We start from the raw sequence: 6,218 nt of genomic DNA on the forward strand, positions 1-6,218 counted from the left end.
AAATAAAATTAGATTTACACACTCAAGTCCGTTAAAAATGCAAGGAAGGCAGTCTATTTCATTAAAATCTAGCTTCGTGTAAAGACTGCGAGCAGCTTTATTTTTTTCATTTGTATCCATACGCAAATATTTACAGTCATTTGTCCTTGCGTAGTCTTCATAAAATTCTACAAATTTCTTTCCGTAACCCTTGCCACTTTTATTTGGGTCAATGACAAGAGTGTGTAGAACCATTACTTCTGAATCTTTGGCCTTATATTTCCAGTTTGCCTTTTCATAGACATCAACCTGTTCTTTATTAATTATTCCACTTCCAACTATAGCTCCTTCATCTTCCATAACAAAAATATCATTTCTTTTAAGAGCTGCCTCAGCCGTTTCTCGTCTTGGATAAATTCCACGCTCCCAGCCAATAATAACTTCGCCCTCTTCTTCTTTTAAAAGTACATTATTGTATATACTTTCAATTGCATCTAGGTCCCTTGCCTCTGCTTTTCTTATTATCATATCAATCTCCTAATTTAAAATTTTTTTCAGTTTATTTAATTACTTTGTTTATAAGTATATATTAAATTGCAGAAAAAAGATCCTAGTATTTTCTAATTCTAAAAGCTTCTTATTATTTTAATGGAATTCTCCCCTTTATAATTATAAAAAATGGGACGATAATAACCGCCCCAATTTTTTTATAATTAATCTCTTAAATTATATTAAATTCTTTTAACATTTCTTCAATATCTGTACCTTTTATGCGCTTAGCAAGTTTAATTTTTTGTAGTGGGCTAAGTGGAAGTTCTGGTTTTTTGCCATCTGATAGTGCTACCATTCCATTTAGAAGATATCTTATGTCATATCTTGAAGCATAAACTTCTGGCACAGCTTTTTCTACTCCGCAAAGCACATAAACTGCTTCCATAGCTGTTCTTCCAGAATATTCTGTTGTAAATACTGTATCCCTTCCTGGATCGTCAAGAGTTTCTGCAAATTGTCCTAAGAATGCAAAGTTTACTCCACCCTTTGGCACAACTAATGGCCTATCGCCAAATTTTCTAGGCATAAATTGTGATGTTATATATGGCATCATAACTGGTACAGCTGTACAAGTTTCTGCAAGCGTGTCGATTTCATTTACTGGTACTCCAATATGATACAACCATTCTTTAGTGATTTCTTTTCCAGTACAATCTCTCATTTTCTTTTTGATGTAGTCGCCTTCGACATCTGTAAATAAACCGTAAACCCAAACGCAAATGTCATTTTCAGGTTGTTTTGGGTATTGTCCTTGTCTGTTTATTGTCCAAGACATAAGCCAGCTTGAATCAACACAAGTTACTATTCCACCTGTTACAGTTTTTCCACCGTAAGGACTTCTCTTTGTAATTTTTTCGATGTATTTTGGAACAGAATCATCATGACAAGTTACTGTACATGATTCCCAATTACTTTTTTCTACATCAGAACAAAATACTTCAGGATGACCAAAGTCATCTGATTTTTTGGCAATATTTTTCCACATTTCCCAGCAACCAGTTTGTTCATCTGAAAGTTCAGCTGGAGTGTTGTCATTACCATAACTTGAATTTTCTGTCATAGAACCATTTGTGATGAATAATAAATCATTTTCTGTTAAGTCAATAGACTTATCATTGCCATCTTTATCTTCAGCTATAATTTTTGTAGCAACTTTTCTGTTTTCAGAAATATCAAAATCTACATCTGTTACTTTAATATTGTATTTGAATTTACATCCATGGTTTTCAAGATACTTAACCATTGGTTTCACAATTGAATTGTATTGGTCATACCTTGTAAATCTAAGTGCAGATAAATTTGTAAGTCCACCAACATGATGAATGAAACGGTTTAAGTATAGTTTCATTTCTAGTGCAGAGTGCCAGTTTTCAAAGGCAAACATTGTTCTCCACAAAGTCCAGAAGTCTGAATTTAAAAGACCATCTGAGAAAATATCTTCAATTGCCTTATCCTCAAGTTTTTCATCTTGAGTCATGCAAAGCTCTGCAATTTCTTTAACTTGATCTTGAGTTAAATTAAACTTTCCATCATCATATCTTTCGCCTTGCTTGTGAGTAATACGGCAGTTACTATAGTTTGGATCATCATAATTTGTATAGAAATAAGAATCTAAAATACTCATTTCTGGGTCTTCTAAACTTGGAATTGAACTCCAAATATCCCAAAGGCATTCAAAATGTGCTCCAGTTTCTCTACCACCACGAGCAACGTATCCCCTAGTGTCCATGTATTCACCATCTAAAGAACCGCCAGCAATATCTAATTGTTCTAAGAAAGTGATTTTTTTACCTTCCATGTGTGCATCCCTAATTAAAAAACAAGCTGCAGTTAATGATGCAATTCCTGTTCCTACTAAGTAAGCAGATTTTTCTTCAATTCCTTCAGGTTTTCTTGCTTTAACTAATCTTTGAAAATCCCCATTTGTTAGTTTAAGTCTTTTATCACGAGTTTTAATTTCCATAATATCCTCCTTTAATAGTTCCTATCTTTCTTTCTGTATTCATTAAAACATTTTTAAGATAAAGTATCATCTACCAAAAGAGCTTACTTGGGTTACTTTTACTCAATATCAAAATTTTGGGTAAACTTTTCTAATTTTTCACTTCTCTTTAAAGACAATAAAATATTTCCATCCATTAACTCTCCAATTCGACGAGTAACAGCTTTTGGATCTGTCTTCATATCAGCTGCAAGCCATTGAATAAGGGAAGAACTTAAAGCACATTGATAAAAATAAGCAATTAATTTTATATCAGTTTCTTGTGCCTTAGTATCCTTGGCTACTCGGATTACATATTTTCGCATAATTTCGCCTGAAATAGAAAAAATATATTTCTCAAGATCCATTCTATAATCAGACTCATAGATGTGCTTTACAACCTTTTTATTATCTAAAATAAATTTAGCCGCTAAAATAAAACTTTCTTCCCATGATAAGGTCTCGTTGAACTCTTCAATGACTCTATCAAGTTCTTCATCAAAGATTTCCTTTACCAACTCCGTCAAATTTTCATAGTGATAGTAAAAAGTTTTTCTCTCAATATTGCAGGTCTTAGCCAATTCTGTAACAGTTATATTATGTAACTTCTTTTTATTTAAAAGCTTAATAAATTCTTTTCGTATCAAATCTTTAGTATAATTTTTCGCCATATCAAGACTCCTTTCTAAAATAAAGTCCTATTATATATTTCCCAACTTATGAAATATTAAAATTGAGAAAGAGATAAAAAAATTAATATTTAATTTAATATTTAAAAAATAATTTTCAATAAAATACTAATAAAAGTCAGACTTGTTGTCTTTTACATTAAAGTATACTATAATCTCTCTCATAAACGTAGGCTTATGAGAAAGAAGAAAGAAAAAACTCAAATTTTTCTTATAGGCTTTTTCACTCTTTCTTATTATTGGCATTATAAGATTATATTTTTATTAGAATTTTTTTACTTAAAATATAAAAAAAGTTTATTTATCATCTAGGGAGGAAGATTTATTGAAGGGTAACAGTAATTTGAAAGGCTTGTTTTTTGCATCCTTTGGTGCTATTAGTTGGGGCATCTCCGGTGTATGTGGACAATATCTTTTTATGAATTATGATATTGATTCATCTTGGCTCACGGCAATGCGAATGCTTTTATCAGGAATTTTACTATTAATTTTAGGAGCTTTTAAAGAAAAGGATACGGTCTTAAAAATTTGGACTGTCCCAAAGGACCTAGCTTGGCTCTTTGCCTTTGCCATACTAGGACTTTTATTGTGCCAATATGCCTTTATTAGTGCCATAAAATATTCGGATTCTGCAACAGCAACAGTCTTACAAAGTCTTAATGTAGTTATAATGATTGTATTTATGTCCATAGTTACAAAAACTAAGATGAGATTCTCTCAAATTTTAGCAGTCTTTTTGGCTGTATTCGGCACCTACCTAATATCCACTGGAGGAAATCCTGGAAATATGAATATTTCAAAAGCCGGACTTTTTTATGGCTTGCTTTCAGCTCTAGGTGTTATAACCTATACACTTTTTTCTCGACCAATTATAGTTAGCTGGGGAAATATAATCGTAACTGGTTGGGGCATGTTATTAGGTGGGATCCTTATATCTATCTTGACCAAGGCTTGGATCTTTCCCAAGGATCTCGACTTCTTGGCTTGGCTAATAATTGCCATAATAATTATAATTGGCACAGCCCTTGCCTTTTCAGTTTTTCTTGAAGGCGTAAAACATATTGGTCCAGTCAAAGCAACCCTAATAGGGTGTTTGGAACCAGCCTCTGCTACCCTACTTGCTTCCATATTTTTAGGAATGAAATTTTCCTTAGTAGAATTAGCAGGCTTTTTCTGCATTATCTTAACAGTTTTCCTTTCAGTAAAGGAAAAACCTAGAGAAAATAAAATAAATAGTTAAAGTAAAACAGCAAAATAATAATTTTAATTAATTTTAAAATTTATAACTTCTTAATTTAATCATATAAAAGGCACCTACTTCTGTAAGTGCCTTTTTTCTCCTTTTATTTTTTATTTAAAATAGTTTCTAAGCTTTACTTAACTTGCCTTCAAAAATATTGGAATCAAAAAATATTATCCCTTTCCAATTATAGACCTCATTATTTCAAACATTCTTGGTGAATACATATTTTTTTGTACTAGACTCTTCCAATCAAGAATATCTTCTGCATCAGTCACTCTCTCTGGTAGAATCAAGCTTCCATCCTTCAAACTAATGGAAGGCGAAAATTCTATTACATCGTCCCTGTAGCTTATGCTGATCTTTCCATTTGGAGCAATATCACTAATGTTTTGACAGACAAAAGTTGTTCCAGCACAAGCATTAAAATCTAATAATTCATTTGCTACTTCTTTTAACTTTCCATCTTGAGAAATTTCCAATTCCTTTAGAGAAACAGAAGCATTCCTGTACTTAGGAATGATTAGGTAGCACTCCTCTCCATTTAGATAAGGCATGTCGCCACCCTCACTTAATTTCAGGGAAACAAGCATATTAGAGTCATCATAATTTAAAAATATATTTGTCCAAGCACTTAGTTTTTCAAGGGTCGCCGTTAAACTTTCTTCATCAAAGGCAGCACCGAGGTGGATTATAAAAGCCTTGTGATTTTTGTCCTTGGGATCAATGCCAAGCCTTCTCGCCATTCTCAAATACTCATAAGAAATGGGGTCCCTATTAAAGCTGTTTGCCTTTAGCTCTAAAGTTACTGGGCAGGAAACCATGTTTACAATTGGATATTGACTTAAGAGGAAGTGAGCTTTGCCAACTTCGTCTATATAAATTTGATTCTCTTTACTCTCGAAATCATCCCATAGCTCCTTTAGAATCATACCAGTGGCGTTGCTTGGATTATAGATAAAGGTATAGTCAAGGACGTCATTGTGGTAAACGCTAGTAGTGAAATCTTGTTCTTCCCTCAAACCATCTTCAATCAAGCCCAAAATCTCATCCTTATCCACGCCAAAATTTTTCATCAGTTCATAGTCGCCGATAAATTCTCCATCAGGCAGAGAAAAGTTATATGCAAAATAGCTTGGAGGATCATCCTGCCAAATATCGTAAACTTGGATCATTAGGCTCAATACATGGTCGTCTTGGTAAACTGAAAATGAAGAGTAGATGCCAGTGTCGTCCTCCTCCATCTTTCCCTTGCCAGACTGGTAAATCTTTCTTAAATTTTCTGCAATTTTATCAATCTCTTGATTTGCCTTCTTTGCATCCTTAGAGTCCAAAAGTATCCTTGGCAAATGAAGACCAAAGTCATCCCTCTTTGCAGATCCTATACTTTTTTCATCAATGAAGTCATTCCAGATTTCCCTATCCTCAACATAAGAAGACATAGAACCAATAATTGCCCCCTTAACAGGTTTTAAATTCTCTTGGCCCTTAGAAGAAGTCTTTTTAGAATCTTCTCCAGAAAAGTTTCTCTTATTATCAGCATTAGCCTCACTTGTATTATTTGCATTATCCTTTGACCCCTCTGCCGAAGTCTTCCCCTTATGACATCCAGCAAGAAGGGCAAGAGCAAGTATCATAATAATAAAAAATTTAGAATTTCTTTTCATAAATATCCTCACATAAATAATAAGTATCCCTAAAATTTAATTATAATAGAGCAGAAAAGTTTCTGCACCCTTTAAATGAGCGGCTAGACTTTATATAAGTGATGAATTGC

The 6,218-nt window shown here is 33.0% G+C and carries 5 protein-coding genes; 1 reads left to right on the forward strand and 4 read right to left on the reverse strand.

Annotated features, from left to right (window positions below; all coding sequences use genetic code 11):
• The 3 genes from PTSHG_RS09060 to PTSHG_RS01775 all read right to left on the reverse strand — a co-directional run.
• On the reverse strand, window positions 1-507 hold a 507-nt coding region (locus PTSHG_RS09060; protein ID WP_019107216.1), incomplete at its 3' end, for a GNAT family N-acetyltransferase.
• Window positions 508-700: 193 nt separating this feature from the next.
• On the reverse strand, window positions 701-2,494 hold the full coding sequence (locus tag PTSHG_RS01770) for an oleate hydratase (protein ID WP_019107217.1): 1,794 nt from the start codon (window positions 2,492-2,494) through the stop codon (window positions 701-703).
• Between the two features lie 98 nt (window positions 2,495-2,592).
• The gene (locus PTSHG_RS01775; RefSeq protein WP_019107218.1) at window positions 2,593-3,183 is read right to left on the reverse strand and encodes a TetR-like C-terminal domain-containing protein; all 591 of its coding nucleotides are present in this window, start codon (window positions 3,181-3,183) and stop codon (window positions 2,593-2,595) included.
• 343 nt (window positions 3,184-3,526) lie between these two features.
• Between PTSHG_RS01775 and PTSHG_RS01780 the strand changes: the two genes are divergently transcribed.
• A complete protein-coding gene (locus PTSHG_RS01780) occupies window positions 3,527-4,441 on the forward strand; it encodes a DMT family transporter (protein WP_019107219.1) in 915 nt (304 codons plus the stop codon).
• A 173-nt stretch (window positions 4,442-4,614) separates the two neighbouring features.
• On the opposite strand, the gene PTSHG_RS01785 is transcribed toward PTSHG_RS01780, so the two are convergent.
• Entirely contained in the window at window positions 4,615-6,108 is a 1,494-nt protein-coding gene (locus PTSHG_RS01785) for a hypothetical protein (RefSeq protein WP_019107220.1), read from the reverse strand.
• Between the last annotated feature and the right edge of the window lie 110 nt (window positions 6,109-6,218).

The sequence above is a fragment of the Peptoniphilus senegalensis JC140 genome (genome assembly GCF_000321025.1).
GTDB lineage: Bacteria > Bacillota > Clostridia > Tissierellales > Peptoniphilaceae > Peptoniphilus_A > Peptoniphilus_A senegalensis.

Coding starts and splice junctions, on each gene's coding strand:
- PTSHG_RS01785 (WP_019107220.1), bottom strand. CDS start 6,108: ATGAAAAGAAATTCTAAATTTTTTATTATTATGATACTTGCTCTTGCC.
- PTSHG_RS01775 (WP_019107218.1), bottom strand. CDS start 3,183: ATGGCGAAAAATTATACTAAAGATTTGATACGAAAAGAATTTATTAAG.
- PTSHG_RS01770 (WP_019107217.1), bottom strand. CDS start 2,494: ATGGAAATTAAAACTCGTGATAAAAGACTTAAACTAACAAATGGGGAT.